14 protein-coding genes are annotated in these 18800 nt (G+C 73.8%); 7 read left to right on the forward strand and 7 right to left on the reverse strand.

Translation table 11 applies throughout. The features are described from left to right. Window positions 1-911 precede the first annotated feature (911 nt). Both ACSNN8_RS30840 and ACSNN8_RS30845 read right to left on the reverse strand, forming a co-directional pair. Window positions 912-2114 (reverse strand): fatty acid desaturase family protein, encoded by a 1203-nt coding sequence (locus tag ACSNN8_RS30840; RefSeq protein ID WP_436653483.1) that lies wholly within the window; start codon window positions 2112-2114, stop codon window positions 912-914. A gap of 11 nt (window positions 2115-2125) precedes the next feature. Beyond that, the gene (locus tag ACSNN8_RS30845; RefSeq protein ID WP_436653484.1) at window positions 2126-3196 is read right to left on the reverse strand and encodes a ferredoxin reductase; all 1071 of its coding nucleotides are present in this window, start codon (window positions 3194-3196) and stop codon (window positions 2126-2128) included. Between the two features lie 111 nt (window positions 3197-3307). Here ACSNN8_RS30845 and ACSNN8_RS30850 point away from each other — a divergent pair, with 111 nt between their 5' ends. Next, window positions 3308-4513, forward strand: a complete 1206-nt coding sequence (locus ACSNN8_RS30850; RefSeq protein ID WP_436653485.1) for a PucR family transcriptional regulator — start codon at window positions 3308-3310, stop codon at window positions 4511-4513. On the opposite strand, the gene ACSNN8_RS30855 is transcribed toward ACSNN8_RS30850, so the two are convergent. Together ACSNN8_RS30855 and ACSNN8_RS30860 are read right to left on the reverse strand one after the other, a co-directional pair. Then, on the reverse strand, window positions 4470-6986 hold the full coding sequence (locus ACSNN8_RS30855; RefSeq protein ID WP_436653486.1) for a putative bifunctional diguanylate cyclase/phosphodiesterase: 2517 nt from the start codon (window positions 6984-6986) through the stop codon (window positions 4470-4472). The genes ACSNN8_RS30850 and ACSNN8_RS30855 overlap by 44 nt on opposite strands. Before the next feature lie 64 nt (window positions 6987-7050). After that, entirely contained in the window at window positions 7051-8553 is a 1503-nt protein-coding gene (locus ACSNN8_RS30860; protein WP_436653487.1) for a S8 family serine peptidase, read from the reverse strand. A gap of 202 nt (window positions 8554-8755) precedes the next feature. Between ACSNN8_RS30860 and ACSNN8_RS30865 the strand changes: the two genes are divergently transcribed. Genes ACSNN8_RS30865 through ACSNN8_RS30885 form a run of 5 tightly spaced genes read left to right on the forward strand, consistent with a single transcriptional unit; the run spans window position 8756 to window position 14004 of the window. Further along, window positions 8756-9667: an ABC transporter ATP-binding protein gene (locus ACSNN8_RS30865; RefSeq protein ID WP_436653488.1), complete on the forward strand. Its 912-nt coding sequence runs from the start codon at window positions 8756-8758 to the stop codon at window positions 9665-9667. Further along, window positions 9664-10446, forward strand: a complete 783-nt coding sequence (locus ACSNN8_RS30870; protein ID WP_436653489.1) for an ABC transporter permease — start codon at window positions 9664-9666, stop codon at window positions 10444-10446. The genes ACSNN8_RS30865 and ACSNN8_RS30870 overlap by 4 nt, the downstream gene beginning before the upstream one ends. Further along, a complete protein-coding gene (locus ACSNN8_RS30875) occupies window positions 10446-11879 on the forward strand; it encodes a streptophobe family protein (RefSeq protein ID WP_436653490.1) in 1434 nt (477 codons plus the stop codon). The genes ACSNN8_RS30870 and ACSNN8_RS30875 overlap by 1 nt, the downstream gene beginning before the upstream one ends. Continuing rightward, on the forward strand, window positions 11858-12568 hold the full coding sequence (locus ACSNN8_RS30880; RefSeq protein ID WP_436653491.1) for a response regulator transcription factor: 711 nt from the start codon (window positions 11858-11860) through the stop codon (window positions 12566-12568). The genes ACSNN8_RS30875 and ACSNN8_RS30880 overlap by 22 nt, the downstream gene beginning before the upstream one ends. After that, complete coding sequence (locus tag ACSNN8_RS30885) at window positions 12565-14004, forward strand: ATP-binding protein (RefSeq protein WP_436653492.1); 1440 nt, start codon at window positions 12565-12567, stop codon at window positions 14002-14004. The genes ACSNN8_RS30880 and ACSNN8_RS30885 overlap by 4 nt, the downstream gene beginning before the upstream one ends. A 9-nt stretch (window positions 14005-14013) precedes the next feature. On the opposite strand, the gene ACSNN8_RS30890 is transcribed toward ACSNN8_RS30885, so the two are convergent. After that, window positions 14014-14736 carry a Crp/Fnr family transcriptional regulator gene (locus tag ACSNN8_RS30890; RefSeq protein WP_436653493.1) on the reverse strand — a complete coding sequence of 241 codons (723 nt, stop codon included), beginning with the start codon at window positions 14734-14736 and terminating at the stop codon, window positions 14014-14016. Window positions 14737-14874: 138 nt separating this feature from the next. On the opposite strand from ACSNN8_RS30890, the gene ACSNN8_RS30895 reads away from it, so the two are divergent. Then, window positions 14875-15489 carry a chemotaxis protein CheB gene (locus tag ACSNN8_RS30895; RefSeq protein ID WP_436653494.1) on the forward strand — a complete coding sequence of 205 codons (615 nt, stop codon included), beginning with the start codon at window positions 14875-14877 and terminating at the stop codon, window positions 15487-15489. A 36-nt stretch (window positions 15490-15525) separates the two neighbouring features. Here ACSNN8_RS30895 and ACSNN8_RS30900 read toward each other — a convergent pair whose 3' ends face one another. Continuing rightward, window positions 15526-16743: a low temperature requirement protein A gene (locus tag ACSNN8_RS30900; RefSeq protein WP_436653495.1), complete on the reverse strand. Its 1218-nt coding sequence runs from the start codon at window positions 16741-16743 to the stop codon at window positions 15526-15528. A gap of 83 nt (window positions 16744-16826) precedes the next feature. Then, window positions 16827-18797, reverse strand: a complete 1971-nt coding sequence (locus ACSNN8_RS30905) for an ATP-binding protein (protein ID WP_436653496.1) — start codon at window positions 18795-18797, stop codon at window positions 16827-16829. Between the last annotated feature and the right edge of the window lie 3 nt (window positions 18798-18800).

Raw genomic sequence — 18800 nt, forward strand, 5'->3', positions numbered from 1 at the left:
GGATTTTGCCACGCCCCAGCGAGCGGGAGCGGCCCCCGCAGCCGGCGCCGGCCGTCCCGGCCGCTGTGGGCTTCAACCCCCAGCGACTTCACGCCTTTACCGGCGTCGTCCGGGACTCCCGATAGGTCGAGTCGTCTCACGGCTGCTGACGTCGGTTTGAGATCCGCGCACGGGACTCGAGCTTCAATGCATTGCAGCTAACCACACCACCGCTAAGCATCCTAGGAACCTAGGCGCTTTATGAAGCGGCATGCGGATTGTGCTGACAGAGATGCATGAGGGCGGCACAGCGCGACAGCAGTGACACCGCGTTACAACGACCCGGTAGGACACCAGTGGCCCAGCGCGACTGCTGTGACACCGCGCGCCAGCACCGCCCCGGCGAGACACCGGCGGCACAGAGCGACAACGGTGACACCGTGCGCCAACCCGGCTCACCGCGACAGCAACGGCACAGAGCGACAGTCGTAGCACCGTGCGCCACCGCGATTCACCACGACAGCGACGGCACGAAGCGACAGTGGCGGCACCCAGCGACAGTCGCGGCGCGCAGCGACAGTCGCGACACGCAGCGACAGTCGCGACACGCAGCGACAGTCCCGGCAGGCAGCGACAGTGGCGGCACAGAGCGACAGCCGTGACACAGAATGACAGTGGCGTGGGGCGGCACGACTACACAGAACGACAGCTGTGGCACAGGGCGGCACAGGGCGACAGCGGCGGCACAGAACGACAGCACCGGCACAGAACGACAGCGGTGGCACAGAAGGACAGCGGTGACACGGCGTGCCAGGACGGCTCGACGAGCTGGCTGCGGCACGGCGACGGGGACGGCCGGAGTGCCGGCGCGGTTAGGGGTGAAGACGACGAAGCCCCGGCCGTCGTGGGAGGGCCGGGGCGTCGCGGTGGGGTCAGGAAGCGGTGGTGGCGGCCAGCTCGGTCGCGGGGACGGCCGGCTGGGCGCGGCGCCACCGGTTGGCGGTGGCGGGGGCCTTCTTCTCCACCGGGCGGCGGACGGCCGCCTCGCCGCGGTTGGGCAGGGAGAGACGGAAGACCTTGTACCAGGCGGACGCGACCTGCTTGGGCAGCGGCCCGCTGGTGTAGGAGAGCCCGTACCGCTGGAAGAGGTCCTGGATCTTCGGGGCGATCTCCTTGTAGCGGTTGCTCGGCATGTCGGGGAACAGGTGGTGCTCGATCTGGTGCGACAGGTTGCCGGTCATCAGGTGCATGGCCTTGCTGCCGCTGATGTTGGCCGACCCGAGCATCTGCCGCAGGTACCACTCGCCGCGGGTCTCGCCCTCGATGGACGTCTTCTCGAACGTCTCGACGCCGTTGGGGAAGTGCCCGCACATGATGACCGAGTGGCTCCACAGGTTGCGGATCAGGTTGGCGGTGGCGTTGGCGGCGACCGTGTGCAGGAACGAGGGGCCGGACAGCGCCGGGTGCACGACGTAGTCCTTGAGCACCTGCTTGCCGATCTTCTTGCGGACGGCCTTGAGCGCGGCGCGGAACTTGGGGTCGCGGCGGCGTTCCTCGGTGGCCAGGTTCTTGCCCAGCTCGAGGTCGTAGGCGGCGATGCCGTACTCGAAGAAGCAGGCGTTGATGAAGTTCCACAGCGGCTGGCCCAGGTGCATGGGGTGCCAGCGCTGGTCCTCGTCGACGCGCATGATGCCGTAGCCGAGGTCGTTGTCGCGGCCGACGACGTTGGTGTACGTGTGGTGCAGCTCGTTGTGCGAGTGCTTCCACTGCTCGGCCGGGGAGGCGTGGTCCCACTCCCACTTCGTCGAGTGGATCTTCGGGTCGCGCATCCAGTCCCACTGGCCGTGCAGGATGTTGTGGCCGATCTCCATGTTCTCGAGGATCTTGGCGACCGTCAGGCCGGCGGTGCCGACCAGCCAGGCCGGCGGGAACAGCGAGAACAGCAGCACCCCGCGGCTGCCGAGCTCGAGCCCGCGCTGCCAGGCGATCACGCGCCGGATGTACGCGGCGTCGCGCTCGCCCCGGCTGCCCATGACCTCGTCGCGGATGGCGTCGAGCTCGATGCCGATCTGCTCGATGTCCTCGGGCGTCAGGTGGGCGATCGGGTTGGACTTCTTGCGCTGGATAACGGTCATGCGGGGTCCTCTTAGATGTCGATCGTGCAGGGGCCGGCGGCGGCCGAGATGCAGGTCTGGACGGGGATGGTGTCGCCGGGCTCGGCGACGGTGAGCCGGCCGTCGCGCAGGTCGCGCACGGCGCCCTCGCGCAGCGGCAGCACGCAGCTGAAGCAGATGCCCATCCGGCAGCCGGACGGCATCAGCACGCCCGCGGCCTCGCCGGAGTCGAGCAGGGGCTCGGTGCCGTCGGTCTCCACGACCGTGCCGGACTGCCGGAACGTGACGGTGCCGCCCCCGCCGCTGTTGATCAGCGTGGGGCGGAAGCGCTCGGTGCGCAGCAGGTGCGCGGCGTCGCTGTCGGCCCAGTGCGTCTCGAGGTCGTCGAGCATCTCGTTGGGGCCGCAGGCCCAGGCCCGGCGCTCGAACAGGTCGGGCACCAGCTCCTCGAGGTCGGCCGGCTTGAGCCGCCCGTCGGTGCGGGTGTGCCGCTCGATCAGGCGGATGCGGCCGGCCGCGGCGAGCGCGCGCAGCTCGGCGCCGAACACGACGGCCTCGCGGGTGCCGGCGGAGTGCACGACGACGACGTCGGACAGCTCGTGCAGCGCGCTGCGCAGCATGCCCATGACGGGGGTGATGCCGCTGCCCGCCGTGACGAACAGGGCCTTCGCCGGGCGCGGGGTGTCGAGCAGGAACTCGCCGGCCGGCGGGTCGAGGTCCACGACCATCCCGCGCCTGGCCCGGCGGACCAGGTGGGTGCTGACCACGCCGTCGGGCACGGCGTTCACGGTGATCGTGATGCGGCCGTCGCGGCGCCCGGGCGGGCTGGTGATCGAGTACGAGCGCCACAGCCGTACGCCGTCGACGTCCACGCCGACCCGGACGTACTGTCCCGGTTCGTGCCGGACCCAGCCCCGGCCCGGTCGCAGCAGCAGCGAGACGCTGTCGTCCGTCTCGGGACGCACGGCCTCCACCCGGGCGCGCAGCACCTGCGCGTTGCGAAGCGGAGCGATCACGTCGAGGTAGTCGGCAGGCACAACGGGCGTGGTGATGAGCTCGACGACCCGCCACGCGCCGGTCCGCAGAGTACGTATAACAGCCACGTAACAAGCTTCCTGCGTTACCGAGGTAGATTCCTGACCGAGCGAAGTGAATCAGACCCTGTATTTTGTTCTCTCGGGACAACGTGCGGCGGTGAAACCGGAGTATTTGGCGTGACCGAACCTCTCCCAGATGTCAGAACTTTCCGCCTGTCGCCGGCCGTGGTGGCGCCGCTGCGGGAGCGGCTGCCGCACGTCGCCACGCAGACCATCGACGCGATCATGGCCGAGGTGCCGGCGTACGCCGATCCGTTCGCGGGCGAGCTCGGCGCGAAGATCGAGCGCGCGGTCCGGGCCGCGCTGGGCACGTTCCTCGAGCTGGTGTCGCGGGCGGAGGGCCCGGATCCGCAGTCCCCGCTCGCGCCGGCGCTGGCAGGGGCGTACGCCCTCGGCCGCGGCGAGGCCCGCAACGGCCGCAGCCTGGACGCGCTGCTGGCGGCGTACCGGGTCGGGGCCCGGGTCTCGTGGCACGAGCTGTCCGCGATCAGCCTGGGCACCGGTCAGCCGGCCGCGACCATCGCGCACTTCGCCGAGCTGGTGTTCGCCTACATCGACGAGCTGTCCGCGGCCAGCGTCGCCGGGCACGCCGACGAGCTGGCCTCCTCCGGCCGGGCCCGCATCCGCCACCTGGAGCAGCTCACCCAGGCGCTGCTCGCCGGCGAGGCCGAGCACGTCGTGGTCGCGGCCGCGCAGCGCGCCGACTGGCTGCCGCCGCGGACGCTGACCGCCGTCCTCGTGCCGGAGCACGCCGCCCGCGCGGTGGTGGAGCTGCTGGATCGCCGCACGCTGCAACTCGACGAGGCCGGCCCGGCGGCGCTGGCCTCCTCGGTGCTGCTCGTGCCGGATGCCGAGGGCAGCGGGCGGGCGGCGCTGCTCGGCCTGCTGCGCGGGCAGCGCTCGGTGGTCGGTCCGGCGCGGCCGTGGCTGCAGGTCAAGACGTCGTACGACCGGGCCGTGCGGATCCTGCAGATCCCCCGCCTGTCGTCGCTGCGTACGGTCGTCGACACCGAGGACCACCTGGCCGAGATCGTGCTCACCGCCGACCAGCAGGCGCTTGCCGACCTGCGCGCCAAGGTGCTGGCGCCGCTGGCCGCGTCCCCCGACGAGTCGGCCGCGAAGCTGATCGAGACGCTGCGCAGCTGGCTGCGGCACCAGGGCCGGCGCGACGACGTGGCCGCCGAGCTGTTCATCCATCCGCAGACGGTGCGTTACCGGATGACGCGGCTGCGCGAGCTGTACGGCGACCGGCTGCGCGACCCGGAGTGGACGGTGGCGCTCATGATCGCGCTGGCCGTCCGGGAGCCGGCGCCGCCGGGGTGAGGGCCCCGCCGGCGTGCTCGTCCAGCCAGCGCGCGAACGCGCCGGGCGGCAGCGGCCGGGAGACCAGGTAGCCCTGGATCGAGTCGCAGCCCAGCGCGCGCAGGTGGTCGTACTCCGCCGGGGTCTCCACGCCCTCCGCGACGACGTGCAGGCCGAGCGCGTGGCCGAGCTGCAGGGACGCCGCGACGACCGCCTGCCGGCCGCGGTGGGCCGCGATGTCCCGTACGAAGCTCTTGTCGATCTTCAGCTCCTGCACGGGCAGGTCGGTCAGCCGGCTCAACGAGGAGTGCCCGGTGCCGAAGTCGTCGACCGACAGCTTGACGCCGAGGGCGCTCAGCGCGTGCAGCACCCGTACGCCGTTGGCCGCGTCGGCGATGAGCCCGCTCTCGGTGATCTCCAGCGTCAGCGCGTGCGCCGGCACGTCGTGGGTGCGCAGCGCGCGCTGCACGACGTCCAGGATCGCGGTCCCGCTGGTGAGCATGTGCGGCGACAGGTTCACCGCGACCGACAGCGGGTGCCCGGCCCGGCGCCACGACGCGCACGCGGCCAGGGCGGTGCCGAGGATGTGCTCGGTCAGCGGCGCGATCAGGCCGGAGCGTTCGGCCAGCGGGATGAACTCGTCGGGGCGCACCGGGCCGTCGGGGCGCGACCAGCGGGCCAGCGCCTCGGCGCCGACCACCCGTCCGGTCGCGGGGTCGACCTTGGGCTGGTACGCGATCTGCACCGCGCCCTGCTCGACGGCGCTGCGCAGATCGGCGAGCAGCGCCAGCCGCCGCGGGGTGTCCTGGTCGTCCTCCTCGCGGTAGACGTGCACCCCGGTGCGGGCCTGCTTGGCGACGTACATGGCGACGTCGGCCCGCTGCAGCAACCGATCGGGGTCGGTGCCGTGCCGCGGCGACAGGCACACGCCGATGCTGGCCCGGATCGTCACGGCCAGCTCCGACACCGTCGTGAGCTCGCCCAGCGCGGCGTGCACCTCCGCCGCCAGGGCCGCGATCGCCGCCTCGTCGGCGTCGGCCACCAGCAGCGCGAACTCGTCGCCGCCCAGCCGGGCCACCGTGGCGCGGTCGCCGAACCGGTCGCCCAGGCGACGGCCGACCTCGCGCAGCACGTCGTCGCCCACCGCGTGACCCAGCGCGTCGTTGACGTCCTTGAACCGGTCGAGGTCGAGCAGCAGGACGCCGGCCTGGCCCGCCCGCGGCGCCCGCACCGCCGAGCGCAGGTCGGCCAGCAGCTTGCGCCGGTTCGGCAGGCCGGTCAGCGCGTCGTGCAGGGCGCTGTGGCTGAGCTGCTGCACCAGGCGGGCGTTGGTCAGCGCGACGCCGGCGTGCCCGGCCAGGGCCTCCAGCAGCCGCAGGTGGCCGGCGTCGAACGTGACGATGTCCGGCAGGCTGTCGGTGACCGCCAGGACGGCGGCGGTGTCGCCCAGGGCGACCGGCGCCGCCATCGCGTCGCGCGGCAGGCCCGGACCCCGGGCGCCGCTCAGCAGCACGGGCGTGCCGTGCCGGGCCGGCTGCCACCAGGCCGGGTCCGCGGGGGCGCCGGTGAGCACCTCCACGGTGTCGCGGGCCGACAGGCGGATACGGGTGCCGCCGTCCTCGTCGAACAGGATCAGCTCCGCCGTCTCCGCCCGGGCGAGGTCGCGCACCTGGCTCAGCACCTCGTGCGCCACGGCCGTCGCGTCGTTCGAGCCGCTGACCGCGCGGGTGAAGCCGTACAGGGCCTCGACCTGCGCGTGGCCCTGGGTCTGCTGGCTGTAGCGGGAGAACACCCGGTAGATGGCGAAGGTGAGGATGCCCAGCAGGGCCGCGGCGGCGAGCTGGTCGCGCACGACGATCGCGGTGATCAGGCCCAGCGTGGTGGTGACGACCACCAGCGGCATCTGCAGGACGTTGCCCAGGTCGGCGCGCAGCAGCCGGTGCCATTCCTCGGTGTCGTCGTTGATGGCGATCACGGCGCTGATCAGGACGACCGAGAGCAGGTCGGCGGCCAGGGCGGCGAGCAGGCAGGCGATCCACCCGCGCGGGCCGAGCGGGTCCCCGGAACGGACCACCAGGTGGAACAGCAGCCCGGCGACGGCGGCCTGGATGCCGTACAGCGCGGTGTTGAAGGCCAGCTTCGCGCCGCGCTGGCGTTCCAGCAGCATCAGCCCGGCGAGCCCGCCGGCCACCCGCACCAGCACCAGCATGGCCGGGGCGACCGCCACCAGCCCGAGGACCAGCGGGATCTCGCTGAGGTTAATCGTGTGCGACCCGCGCCGTACGGGGAAGGTCACGGTGAACCGCTCCGCCGCGGCGAACAGCACCGCGAGGACGCCGAGAAGACCGAGACTTTCCCCGTACGCCGAGGGGTCGTGCCGGAGGCCGACGATCACGATGGCGGACGCGACGAGGAGCAGACCCGCCGTGAGCACGCCGGTGCGTGCGGCGGGAGACAGCCGCCGCGCACGCGCGGGTGCCGGTAGCGTCTCCATCAGCGGATCTCCTCGTCGTAGCCTCGCCATAAGGTCGGCAGCCGCCGGGCAGGGATGAGAAGTCCTAGCTCCAGGACGCCGACGACCAGTCGTCGCTCGACCAGGATCGGCCCGACCAGGAGCCGGTCGTCCACGACCGGCCGGTCCAGCGGCGGCCCGTCCACGCCGGGTCGCTCCACGTCGTGCTCGCGCTCCACGGGGCGCTGTTCGACCAGGTGGCCGCGGCCCAGGTGCGGCCGGCCCAGGAGCTGCCGGTCCAGCCGTCGCCGGCCAGCCGGTAGCCCATCCACACGCCGCCCGCCCATGCGGTGCCCGCGCCGCTGCGCGCGGCCCAGGTCGTGGTCGGCAGGCTGCCCCAGACGCTGCGCTGCCCGGACAGCGGGGTGTTGTCGAACATCACCCGGCTGGAGCCGCGCGAGTTGTCCAGCGTGCCCGCGCCGCTGGACCTGGAGAAGACCTGGGCGGTGGTCGTGGTGGTGCTGCGGGCCAGGGCGCCGTTCACGTTGATGCCCTGCAGACCCAGCGTCGCGGCGACGCCGTTGGGCACCCGGGTCGAGCCCCTCACCAGCCAGCTCTTGATCTGGTCGGGGGTCGCGGAAGGGTGCGCCTGCAGCAGCAGGGCCGCGGCGGCCGAGGTGACCGCGGCCGCCTGCGAGGTGCCGCTGCCGCGGAACAGCGTGTCGCCGACGCGGGCGCTCGGGTACGTCGTGTCGACGTACGAGCCGGTGTCCCGCAGCGACAGGATCGAGGTGCCCGGCGCCAGCACGTTGATCTGCTTGCCCGCGGTGGCCAGGTTGGTGAACGAGGCGAGCCGGTCGTCGCTGGTGGCCAGGGTGCCGCGGGTGTCGGTGGCGCCCACCGTGATGATCCACTCGTCCGACGCGGGGTTGGCGAGCGAGCCGAAGTCGTTGCCGTCGTTGCCGGCGGCGGCCACCACGACGATGCCCGCCTGCCACGCCTTCTCCACCGCGAAGCCCAGCGGGTCGTTCCACGCGTCGGGTGTGCCGCCCGAGCCGTACGACAGGTTGATCACCCGGATCGGGTTGGCGGAGTCGTCGTTGCGGTGCTGGACGACCCAGTCCACCGCGGCGATCACCTGGGTCACGTCCACGGTTCCGTTAGCCGTGCCCACCTTGATCGAGGTGAGCTTGACGCCCGGCGCCAGCCCCTTGGTGCCGGTGGTGGTGTCGTCGGCGGCGATGATGCCGGCCATGTGCGTGCCGTGGCCGAACGTGTCGAGGTAGCGCAGATCCGCCGCCTGCGACTCCAGCGACAGGTCGGGGCCGTTCACGATCTGGGCCGCGGGCAGCCCGCTGACCGGCGCCACCCCCGTGTCGATCAGGGCCACCCCGACGCCCTTGCCGGTCAGCGTGGCCGCGGCGCCCGTGTCGGCGCCGATCAGCGTGCGGACCTGCCGCAGCGTGGTCGGCTGGTCGGCCACGGCCGAGCCCAGCCAGCTCGCCCAGTGCGTTCCCGCCGCCCCCGTCCCGGCGGCTGCCGCCGGCGGTGCCGCGATCGACGTGGCGCCCAGGGCCACCGCCGCCGTCCAGGCGCTCAGTCGTCTCATCCGGTTCATTGCCACTCCGCAGTCTCTCGGTTCTGAGCGTCCGTATCGGCCGACCCGGACCGCACCCGAGAAGAAACCTCCGGGAAATTCGCAGGGTTTCCTGTGGGACCCGGGTGCGGCGGCCGTGCGGAGCGGGCCGGCACTCAGAGTTCTCCCAGAAGCTCTGCGGAAGCGGCCAGCCGCGCCCGCCAGCATCGGCGGCATGAGCGTTATCGACGTACGGGGACTGACCAAGCGGTACGGACCCGAGACCGTAGTGGACGACCTCTCGTTCACCGTCGAGGCCGGCCAGGTGACCGGCTTCCTGGGCCCGAACGGGGCCGGCAAGTCCACCACCCTGCGGATGATCGTCGGGCTGGCCGCTCCGGACCGGGGCATCGCCACCGTGGACGGGCGCCGCTACCGCGAGCTGCCGGTGCCGCTGACGGAGGTGGGCGCGCTGCTCGACGCGGGCGCGGTCCACGGCGGGCGGACGGCGTACGACCACCTGCTCGCGCTGACGGTCAGCAACGGGCTGCCGCGCCGCCGGGTCGGGGAGGTGCTCGCCCGAACAGGGCTGGAGGGCGTGGCCCGCAAGCGCGCCGGCGGGTTCTCGCTGGGCATGCGGCAACGGCTGGGCATCGCCGCCACGCTGCTCGGCGACCCGCGGGTGCTGATCTTCGACGAGCCGGTGAACGGGCTCGACCCGGAGGGCATCCGCTGGGTGCGCGAGCTGATGCGGTCGCTGGCGGCCGAGGGCCGGGCGGTGCTGGTCTCCAGCCACCTGATGAGCGAGATGGCGCAGACCGCCGACCACCTGATCGTCATCGGGCGGGGCCGGCTCGTCGCCGACACGGCCGTCAGCGAGCTGACCCGCCGGGGCGGCGGCACCGTGCTCGTGCGCGCGGCCGACCCGGACGGGTTCGCGCTGCGGCTGGCCGCCGCGGGGGCGACCGTCCGCGACGGGCTCGAGTCCTCGCTCGTGGTGTCCGGGATGAGCGCCGGCGACATCGGCCGGCTCGCCGCGTTCCACGGCGTCGCGCTCAGCGAGCTCACCCCGCAGCGGGCGTCGCTCGAGGACGCGTTCATGGAGCTGACCCGCGACAGCGTCGACTACCAGGGGGTGGCGGCATGAGGACGGCCGGCTTCCCGCGCGCCCTGCACGCGGAGTGGATCAAACTGCGCAGCCTGCACTCCACCTGGTACACGCTGGCCTGCCTGTTCGTCGTCGGGCTCGGCATCACGATCCTGTCGTCGAACGCGGCCGGCGACGCCTGGGCGACCGCGACGCAGGCCGAGCGGCAGGCGTGGGACCCGACCGGGCGCAGCTCGATGACGTACATCGTGGCCCAGCTGATCGTCGGCGTGCTCGGCATCCTCGTGGTGACCTCGGAGTTCGCGACCGGGCTGATGCGCACCACGCTGACCGCGACGCCGCGGCGCCCGCGGGTGCTGGCGGCCAAGGTGGTGACGGCGGCGGTCGTGGCCGTGGTCGCCGGCGAGGTGCTGATGTTCGCCGCGTTCCTCATCGGGCAGCCGCTGATGGCCCGGCAGGGCGTGCCGAGCGCGGAGCTGGGCGATCCGGGCGTGCTCGCCGCGGTGTCCGCCGGTGGCCTCTATCTGGCGGCGATCGCTTTGCTGGCCGTCGGTCTGGGCGCCCTGCTGCGCGCCACCGCCGGCGCGTTGGCCACGCTGGTCGGGATCGTCTTCCTCGTGCCCGCGCTGGCCGGCCTGTTCCCGTCGTGGCTGCGCGGCGTCCTGCACTACTGGCCCACCATCGGCGGCTCGGCCGTCCTCGGCACGGTGCCGGACCCCGAGTTCCCGCATCCGTGGCTGAACCTGGGCGGCATGTGCCTCGGCATCGCGGCGGTGCTGGTCGCCGCGTTCGTGGTGTTCCGGCGCCGCGACGTCTGATGGCCGTCCGGGATGCGTACGAGGGCGCCGCCGCGGGGGCGGCGGCGCTGCTCGCCATGGCCGGCACCGCCGTAGCCGGCCTGCTGCTGCTCGACGCCGGCCGGGTGGGCGACCTCCACCGGCTGACCGCGGCCGTCGTCGCGATGGCGACCGGCGCTCCCGTCCAGGTGGGCGCGGCCCCGCGGGACGGGCTGCCGGTCGCCGTGCAGGGCCGCATCGACGCGATGCCGCTGGGTGTCTCGCTCGTGGGGGCGGTCGTGCTGGGCTTTTTCCTGCTGCGCCGCGGCCGGGCCGGCCTGCTGCTGCGGGCCGCGACGGCCACGGCCGTCTGCGCCGTGGGAGCCGGCGTGGTCGCGTGGGCCGCCCGGGGCACCCTGACGCTGCCGGCCGGCGGCGCGAACGCCGGGATGCGGGGCTGCCCCGCCGGGAGCGGTCTGCCGTTCGGACGCGGTCTGCCGTCGGGCAGCGGTCTGCCGTCGGGCAGCGGTCTGCCGTCGGGCAGCGGTCTGCCGGTCGGAGACGGGCGGGCGCTCGATGCCGCGTTCGCCGTGGCCGTCGGCCCAGCGGTGGCCGGTGCGGCGGTGGGTGCGCTCGCCGTCGCGATCGTCTGCTGGCTTGTCGGGAGGTATCCCTCGGCCGCAGCCGGCCGCCTCCTCCCGGCCGGGGCCGGCCCGGTTCCACCGGCCGGGATCGGCCGGATTCCTACGGCCGGGGCCGGACCGGTCCCTCCGGCCGGGACCGGACCAATACCTACGGCCGGGACCGGACCAGTCCCTACGGCCGGGACCGGGCCGGTACGTGCGGCGGGGGTCGGGCCGGTCCGTCCGGCCTCGGCGAGGGCCCGGATCCTGTGGTGGACCGCCACGGCGACGGTCGCCGGCTGCCTGGTGGTTGTCGCGGCGATCGGCGGTCCGGCGGCGGCCGGGGTGGTCCTGTTCGCTTTCCCGCTGGCTCTGCTGGGCGTGGTGCCGTGGAGCGTGCACGCCGAAGGGATGCTGTCGTGCGCCCTGGACGGTGGGCCGTCGGTGCCGGACGGCAGGCCGCTCGCCGTGCTGTCCGCCGCCCTGGTGCTCGGCTGCGTCGTCGCGCTCGCGGCCGGAGCGCGCCGCCAGTCGGACCGCCGCCAGTCGGACCGCCGCCAGTCGGACCGCCGCCAGTCGGACCGCCGCCAGTCGGGCGGCCCCGGCCCGCTGCGACGAGCCGCCGGCCCGGCGCTGGCGGGCGGCTCGGGGCTGGCCGTCCTGGCTCTGGTGTCGCCGGTCTCGGTCGAGGTCGGCGCGCGGGCGTTCGTCTTCTCGGTGCCGCTGCTCGAGCTGCGGCTAGCGGCGAACCCGTGGCTGGCCCTGGTCGCGGGCGCCGCCGCCGGGGTTGCGGGCAGCCTGCTCGCCGAGGTGTTCGTAGGCTGGCGGCCATGGCCATGCAAGAGCCGATGACGACGTTGCTGGTGGTGGACGACGAGGACACCGTACGAGAGCTGCTCTCCGCGACCCTGCGCTTCGCCGGCTTCCGGGTGAGCTCGGCCGCCACCGCCACGGAGGCGATCGCGTCGGCCGGGGCGGAGCCGCCGGACCTGGTGCTGCTCGACGTCATGCTGCCGGACATGGACGGGTTCGAGGTGGTACGGCGGCTGCGCGAGCAGCGGACCCGGGGTCGCGGCGGGCCGGTGCCGGTGCTGTTCCTGACCGCGCGCGACCGGCCGGCCGACAAGGTGACCGGGCTGTCGCTCGGCGCGGACGACTACGTGACCAAGCCGTTCGACCTCGAGGAGCTGATCGCGCGGATCCACGCGATCCTGCGCCGCACGTCCGGCCGTCCCACCGGGCTGCTGAGCGTGGGGGCGCTGACGCTGGACCCGGAGGGGCATCAGGTGACCCGGGACGGCCGTCCGGTGCGGGTCTCCCCCACCGAGTTCCGGCTGCTGCGCCACCTGATGGAGAACGCCGGCCGGGTGGTGAGCAAGGCGCAGATCCTCGAGCAGGTGTGGCAGTACGACTTCGGCGGCGACGCGAGCATCGTCGACACGTACATCTCGTATCTGCGTCGCAAGGTCGACGTCGAGGAGCCCAAGCTCATCCACACCGTGCACGGCGTGGGGTACGTGATGCGCGAGCCCCGGCGATGAGCCTGCGCGTACGGCTGCTGCTGATCACGACGGCGCTGCTGGTGGCGGGGCTCGGCCTGATCGGCACGGTGGTCTCCGACCGGCTGGAGCACTACCAGCTCGACCGCCTCGACACCCAGCTCGGCAGCCTCACGAAGCTGATCTCGAACGTGTCGCCGGGCGGCCCGCGCCGGCCGGGTCCCACCGCGGGCACGGACGTGCTCGACACGGCCCTCGATCTGATCGGCGCGCCCTACCTGGTGTATCTCGACACCGACGGCGCGATCGTCGGGGGCCTGCTGTCCTCCCGGCTCGACCGGGCGAGCCTTCCGCCGGAGGCCCGGCTGCGGGCCGTCCCCACCGACGGGACCGGCGTCTTCCTGCCCGCCGCCGACGGATCGGAGCGGTGGCGGGTGGTCGCGGCGCGGACCGCCGGATGGAACGGGACCGTCGTCGCCGCGGCGCCCATGGCCGAGGCCGACGCCACCGTCGCGCAACTGCGCACCACCAGTCTTGCTGGTGGTGCGGTGCTGCTCGTCGTGCTGACCGCGCTGGGGTGGGTTGCTCTGGGCCGGGGCCTGCGGCCGCTGCGCCGCATCGAGCACACGGCGGCCGCGATCGCCGGCGGCGACCTGACCCGCCGGGTGCCCGGCCTGGCCGCGCCGACGACCGAGATCGGGCGGCTGGCGGGCTCCCTGAACACGATGCTCGGCCAGCTCGAACGCGCCTTCGCCGACCGGGCCGAGTCGGAGGCGCGGATGCGGGCGTTCGTCTCGGACGTGAGCCACGAGCTGCGTACCCCGCTGTTCGTGATCAAGGGGTCGACCGACCTGCACCGGATGGGCGCGCTCGCCGAGCCGGCCGACGTCGACGAGGCGATGCGCCGCATCGACCGTGAGGCGACCCGGCTCACCCGGCTCACCGAGGACCTGTTGCTGCTGGCCCAGCTGGACGACGCGCCGGAGGGCCAGCTCGACCGGGCGCCGATGGACCTGCGCACGCTGGCCACCGACGCCCGCCACGACCTGCACGCGCTGGACCCGTCCCGGCCGGTCGAGCTGACCGGGCCCGGCGGGGCCGGTGCGCCCGGCCCGGCCCCGGTCGACGCGGACGAGTCCCGGCTGCGGCAGGTCGTCGCGAACCTGGTGGGCAACGCCGTCGCGCACACCCCGCCGGGCACAGCGGTGCGCGTCGGTGTCGGCACCGTGGACGGGCGGGCCGTGCTGGAGGTGGCCGACCGCGGGCCGGGGATGACGGCCGAGCAGGCGGAACGGGTCTTCGACCGCTTCTACCGGACCGATCGTGCGCGCACCCGCGCGGGCGGGGCGAACGCCGGGCTCGGGCTGGCCATCGCCCGCTCGCTGGCCCGGGCGCACGGCGGCGACGTGGAGCTCGAGACGGCCGTGGGCGAGGGTGCCTGCTTCCGGCTCACGCTGCCCCGGCCGGCCTCCGGCTGACGCCCGCGGTCAGCCGAGCTTGGCGAGCGCGTCGAACTCGGCGCGGACGACGCCGTAGCACTCGCAGGCGGCGTCCTCGAGGCCGGGCCGGTCGTCGATGGTGATGACGCCGCGCCGGTAGCTGATCAGCCCGGCCCCGTGCAGCAGGCCGGCCGTCAGCGAGACGGTGCCGCGTCGGACCCCGAGCATCTGGGCGAGGAACTCCTGGGTCAGCGTGAACTGCTCGGCCCCGACGCGGTCGGCGGTCATGAGCAGCCAGCGGGCGGCGCGCTCCTCGGTGGTGTGCAGCCGGTTGCACGCGACGTTCTGCGACAGCTGCACCATGGTCGCCTGGATGTAGCGGTGCAGCTGGCCGTGCAGGACGCCGTCGCCCACGAGAATCTCGCGCAGGTCCTCGATGCGCAGCCGCAGGGCCACGCCCGCGATCTGCGCCATGACCATGTTCGGGCTGGTGGCCACGCCGAGGAAGGCCGGCAGCCCCGCCATCCCTTCGCGGCCGATGGTGCCCACCTCGACGGTCGCGTCGCCCTGCTGCTCGGCGAGCATCGAGCACACGCACGACAGCGGGAAGTAGACGTAGTCGATCATCTCGCCCTGGCGGTACATCACGTCGCGGATCGACAGCTCGACCTGCTCGCACCGGTTGCGGATGGCCTCCCACTCCGGTTCGGGCACGGCGGCCAGGATGAAGTTGCCGGCACGGCCGTCGCGCGCGTCCGGGGAACCGGTCATCGGGCGTCTCCTCAGAAGGGCAAAGGCGGCCGCGTACCCCGATCGGCGGCAGCCATGCGCTACCCGCGCGTGGTCGTGTCAGGCACCGTTCGACACCGCTATGCTCCTTCTGTGTCAGGTGGCGTACATAGCGGCGGCGTGCCGGCCTTCGACGTGGTGGTGATCGTCGCGTCGTTCGGTGGTCCGGCCGCCCTCAGCGATGTCGTCGCGGCGCTGCCGGCGACCTTCCCGGCCGCGGTGCTGGCGGTGCAGCACCGCACACCCGCGATCGACACCCTCTTCGCCGCCGCGCTCGCCCGGCGTGCCGCCCTGCCTGTCACGCCGGCCCACGAGGGCCTGCAGGTCGACCGGCCCGGCATCGTCGTGCTGCCCGCGCGGCACACCGGCGCCGTCGACGACGAGGGCCGGCTGCGCCTGGCGCCGGGCGCCGGCCACCGCCTCGCCAACCCGCTGATGGCAAGCGTGGCGCAGCGGTACGGGCGGCGGGCGCTCGGCGTGGTGCTCACGGGTCGTCTCGACGACGGCGCCATCGGCATTCGCGCCCTCAAGCGGGCCGGCGGCCGGGCCGTGGTGCAGGACCCGGCCGGCGCCGCCGCTCCCGACATGCCCTCGGCCGCGCTGGCCACCGGCTGCGTCGACCTGGTCATGCCGCTCGAGCGCATCGCCGCCACCCTGATCACGCTGACCATGGCCCCCGGCGCGGCCGACCTGTTCCGGGTGCCGCCGTCGCCGTGGGCCACGCTCGCCGCCTGACCCGCCCGCCGGGACGACCGCTTCGGCGACCGGGCGTCACACCTTCGCGGTGCGGACCTCGCCCTCGCGGTGCAGGACGAAACCGGTGACGACGCCCGCGGTCAGCAGGGCGGCGAACAGGCCGACGAAGGCCGCGGGGGCCAGATCGAGCGAGGCGATCACGAGCGCGAGCGGCACGCCGGCGCCGGGCCAGAGGAGGGCGCCGCGGACGCGGCGGCCCAGGTGGGCCTGCATGACGGCGGCGCTGAGCAGGTAGCCGGCGACCGAGATGCCGAGCACCCAGCGGGTTCCGGCGGTCAGGTGGTCGTCGGCGCCGTGCAGCACGGCGTGTTCGAGCCCGACGGCCACCGCGGCGAGCGAGACCGCCAGCGGCAGGTGGATGTAGACGTAGAAGTCGTGCACGCCGTGCTTGGTGACCTCCTCGCCCTCCTCGGTGAGCCGCCGCTTGGCCGCGCCGCCGGCCAGGTCGAAGTAGACCCACCACAGCGCGGCGGCCGCCACGAAGGCCAGCAGCGCCGTGACCGTCACGGACGACTTCCACTCGCCGTCGTGCAGGCCGGTGACGACCGCGGCGACGGACTCGCCCAGCACGAGGATGACGAACAGCGCGAAGCGTTCCGGCAGGTGTTCCAGATGCAGCGGTACGGCGTCCCGCAGCCGGGCGGCGGCGGTCGGCCACACCACGTCCACCAGCACGCCGGCGGCCCACAGCCAGTAGCGGGCCGGCGTCGGCACGGCCAGCGATACCAGCCAGATCGCCGCGCCCAGCGAGTGCCCGATCAGGTAGAGCCGGGCGGTCGGGCGGGCGTCCGGGACGTGCCGCCACGCCCGCACGTAGCCGGCGATCAGCGCCAGCCGGATCACCACGTAGCCGAGCGCGAACCAGCGCCCGGTGGACTCGTCGATCTTGTCCACGCTGGCAGCCATCGCCACCACGCCGATCATGGCGGCCAGCGTCAGCAGGCGGAACACGGCGTCGTCGGTGTCGAACCGGTTGGCGTACAGGGTGGTGCTGGCCCACGCCCACCAGCCGACCGTCAGCACGGCCGCGAAGACGAACCCGCCGTGCCAGGTCTCGTCCTTGGCGAGCACGTCGGCGCAGCGGGCCACGAACAGCACGAACGCCAGGTCGAAGAAGAGCTCGAGCCGGGTCGCGGAGCGGTTCGACTCCTGGTTGAGGTCCGGTGGCCGGACCGGTTCGACCTGTTCCTTCTCCTGCTCGTCGAGCGTGCGCCGGTCCTCTGCGTCGGTCATGGCGCCTCCCGGGTCCGCCGCGGCCTGTGACCGCTCGGGTTACCCCTGTGGCGCGTTCCCACACGGCCCGGGCGCGCCGAACGTCAGCCGGAGGCGGGCAGCCGTACGGTCGCCGTGGTTCCCTGCGGCTCGTTCGGGCTCAGCACGATGGTGCCGCGGTGGTGCTCGACGATGGTGTAGCAGAGCGCAAGCCCCAGGCCGTTGCCGGGCACGCCCTTGTGCCGGGCGTTGTCTCCGCGGTTGAGGCGGCGGAACAGGTCGGCCGTGCGGCCGCCGGGCAGCCCGACGCCGGTGTCGGCGACCGTGAGCAGCACCGCGCCGTCCTTCCGGGTCAGCCGGACGGTGACGGCGGAGCCGTCGGGGCTGAACTTGACGGCGTTGTCGAGCAGGTGGAGCACGACCTGCCTGAGCCGGTCTGCGTCCCCGCGCACGGGCGCCTCCCGGGCCGCCTCCAGCACGACGGCGATCCGCCGGGCGGCCGCCGCCTCGCGCATGGACTCGACCGCCTCGACCGTCACGGTGGTCAGGTCCACCACGTCGTCGGCGATCCGCAGGTGCCCGGTGTCGAGCGCGGCCAGGTCGAGCAGCTGGTCGATCAGCCGGCGCAGGTGCCGGCTGTTGCGCTCGACCACCTCGACCAGGTCGCGCACGTCGGCGGGCAGGTCGGGGGCCTCGGCGATGAGCTCGGTGTAGGCGGTGATCGAGGTCAGCGGGGTCCGCAGCTCGTGGCCGGCCAGCGCGACGTACTCCTCGGTGATCGCGGCGAGGTGCCGCGCGAGGTCGTCGGCGCGGTGCTGCTGCAGGTGCGCGCCGATGCTGTCGGCGACCCCGGTCAGCAGCACGGCGAGCCCGGGCTCCGGCTCCTGCGGATCGTACGAGAAGAAGGTCATCACGCCGGTGACGTGCTTGCCCGCGCGGACGGGCACGGCGCCCGCGGCCCGGAACCGGGTGCCCGCGCGGACCGCGGGCAGCACGGGCGAGGCGTCGGCGTGGATGTCGGGCACCCAGATCGGCTCGCCCCGCTGCCAGCACAACCCGGCCAGGCCCTCGCCGCGCGCGAACGAGGTGGGGATCGGCGGCGGCTGCTCGCCGGGGGCGGTGTAGGTGGCGTCGGTCTGCAGCTGATCGGTGACCTGGTCCAGCACCCACAGCCGCACGTACGACCAGCCCAGGCGGGTGCCAATCGTCCGTACGGCCTCCGCCCGCGCCGTGCTCGCGCTGGTGCCCGCGGTGAGCGCCTCCAGCACTGCGGTCTTGCACGACTCGTACACCCGGGCCTGGTAGCTGGTGGTGATGTCCTGGACGGCGGCCGCGGCGCCGATGATCGTGCCGTCGCGGTCGCGAACCGGGTGCGCGTTGACGGTCAGCCAGCGCAGGCGGTCCTGCCGGTCGTGGGCCAGCAGGCCGGCGTGCCGCACGGTCTCCCCGGCCAGCGCGCGCATCATCGGCACCTCGTCGGCGCGCAGCGGCCGGCCGTCGTGGTGGCGCAGCCCGAACCGCTTGGCCCACTCGGCCAGCGGCACCCCCGCGGCGTCCGGACCGAAGAACTCGCTCAGACCACGGTTGTAGAAGGTGAGCCGGCCGGCCCGGTCGCACGCCGCGAGCCCGGTGTCGGTGCTGCGCAGCAGCGCCTCGACGAACTCGGGGTCGTCCGGCATGGCGACGCCCGGCGTGCCCAGCCCGTACGGCTCCCCGGTCGTGGCGAGCTGCTCGGCCACGACATGGGACAGTTGCCGCAGGTCGAACGGGCGCGGCACGGTGGCGACCGCGGCGCAGCCGGTCGGGGCCGGGTGGTGCGGCCGGGTCGCCGTGACGAGGACGACGGGCACACCGGTGAGCGCGGGGTTCTCGTGCAGGGCGCGGCACAGCTGCAGGCCGTCCGGCTGGGGCAGCTCGACGTCGGCGATCACCAGGTCGGGACGGTGCAGCGTCGCCGCCAGCAGCGCGCTCCAGCCGTCGTCGGCCACGGTTGCCTCGTGGCCGAGCCGGCGGACGACCTCGGTGATGACTTTCTGCTCGTCGAGCCTGTCCTCCGCGATCAGGACCACTGCCACACC

This window comes from Actinoplanes sp. URMC 104, from assembly GCF_051386375.1.
Lineage (GTDB): Bacteria > Actinomycetota > Actinomycetes > Mycobacteriales > Micromonosporaceae > Actinoplanes.

Coding starts and splice junctions, on each gene's coding strand:
- ACSNN8_RS30840 (WP_436653483.1), bottom strand. CDS start 2,114: ATGACCGTTATCCAGCGCAAGAAGTCCAACCCGATCGCCCACCTGACG.
- ACSNN8_RS30855 (WP_436653486.1), bottom strand. CDS start 6,986: ATGGAGACGCTACCGGCACCCGCGCGTGCGCGGCGGCTGTCTCCCGCC.
- ACSNN8_RS30860 (WP_436653487.1), bottom strand. CDS start 8,553: ATGAGACGACTGAGCGCCTGGACGGCGGCGGTGGCCCTGGGCGCCACG.
- ACSNN8_RS30865 (WP_436653488.1), top strand. CDS start 8,756: ATGAGCGTTATCGACGTACGGGGACTGACCAAGCGGTACGGACCCGAG.
- ACSNN8_RS30870 (WP_436653489.1), top strand. CDS start 9,664: ATGAGGACGGCCGGCTTCCCGCGCGCCCTGCACGCGGAGTGGATCAAA.
- ACSNN8_RS30875 (WP_436653490.1), top strand. CDS start 10,446: ATGGCCGTCCGGGATGCGTACGAGGGCGCCGCCGCGGGGGCGGCGGCG.
- ACSNN8_RS30880 (WP_436653491.1), top strand. CDS start 11,858: ATGGCCATGCAAGAGCCGATGACGACGTTGCTGGTGGTGGACGACGAG.
- ACSNN8_RS30885 (WP_436653492.1), top strand. CDS start 12,565: ATGAGCCTGCGCGTACGGCTGCTGCTGATCACGACGGCGCTGCTGGTG.
- ACSNN8_RS30890 (WP_436653493.1), bottom strand. CDS start 14,736: ATGACCGGTTCCCCGGACGCGCGCGACGGCCGTGCCGGCAACTTCATC.
- ACSNN8_RS30900 (WP_436653495.1), bottom strand. CDS start 16,743: ATGACCGACGCAGAGGACCGGCGCACGCTCGACGAGCAGGAGAAGGAA.